Origin of the sequence: Streptomyces sp. NPDC004658, assembly GCF_040609555.1 — a bacterium.
Classification (GTDB): Bacteria; Actinomycetota; Actinomycetes; order Streptomycetales; family Streptomycetaceae; genus Streptomyces.
The window spans coordinates 1-1,062 of the sequence record NZ_JBEXKG010000441.1; the positions used below are offsets into that span (position 1 = coordinate 1).

Sequence of the window (1,062 nt, forward strand, 5' to 3'; positions counted from 1 at the left end):
GGTTCACCATGGAGCCGCCTTCGGGATTCGAACCCGAGACCTACGCATTACGAGTGCGTTGCTCTGGCCATCTGAGCTAAGGCGGCACGCTGCCCACACCTATGGTGCGATCAGCAACGCCGGTAAGTCTACACAGATTCCCAGGGTGCTCTGCACCGCCCTGGGAGGCCCCTCCGAGCCGCCCGAACAGGCCCGCCGAGGCACCTTTGGCGGGCCACCCGAGGCACCTTGGCGGGCCCTCCGAGGGGGCACCCGAGCGAGGTCCCCGAGGCGTCTGAGCGAGCTCCCCCGACCCCCGCCCAGGCGTACGTTCCGGGGAGCCCCGAAGGCACTGGGAAAGAGCCCCGCCACACCGATCTCAGCCCGCCCCACGCCACCTCTGACGGCGGAAGTGCAAAGCTCCCCGCAGGCGGTCTGATCGGCTCCCCGCAGGCGGACATGGAATGTCCCCGCTGATGGACGCGTGATCCCTCTTGGCTGTCTAGACCACCCGGTCTGATCTCTTGGCCGGTGTGAAGAGCAAAGAGGAGATCATGGAGATTCTGGAAGCGTACGACCTCACGGGCAGTTACCGTGCGGCGGCCGAGCTGGCCGGGGTCGACCACCACACCGTGAAGCGATATGTGGAGCTTCGCGGCCAGGGCGGCGACCCGACGCGGCGGCAGCAGCGGCCGAAGATGATCGACGACTACCTGCCGAAGATCGAGGAACTCATCGAGCGGTCCGGCGGCCGGATCGGCGCCGACCGGGTGCACGAGAAGATCACGGCGATGGGGTTCACCGGCACTGACCGCACGACCCGGCGGGCGGTCGCCGCGGCGAAGGCGTCGTATCAGGCCGGCCACCGAAGAGTGTTCCGCCCATGGATTCCCGAACCCGGCTTGTGGATCCAGTGGGACTGGGGCGACGGCCCGAAAATCGCAGGCCGCAAGACGTGGCTGTGGTGCGCCTGGCTGGCCTGGTCGCGGTTCCGGGTGGTGATCCCGGTGCTCGACAAGACGCTGCCCACGATCGCCGGCTGTCTGGACGCGACGCTGCGGAGGATCGGCGGGGCCCCGACCT

The 1,062-nt window shown here is 68.4% G+C and carries 1 tRNA gene and 1 pseudogene; one reads left to right on the top strand and one right to left on the bottom strand.

Annotated features, from left to right (window positions below):
- Positions 1–9 precede the first annotated feature (9 nt).
- Positions 10–86, bottom strand: a tRNA-Thr gene (locus tag ABZV94_RS42005).
- Positions 87–512: 426 nt separating this feature from the next.
- On the opposite strand from ABZV94_RS42005, the pseudogene ABZV94_RS42010 reads away from it, so the two are divergent.
- A pseudogene (locus ABZV94_RS42010) lies at positions 513–1,062 on the top strand (IS21 family transposase); the annotation flags it as partial.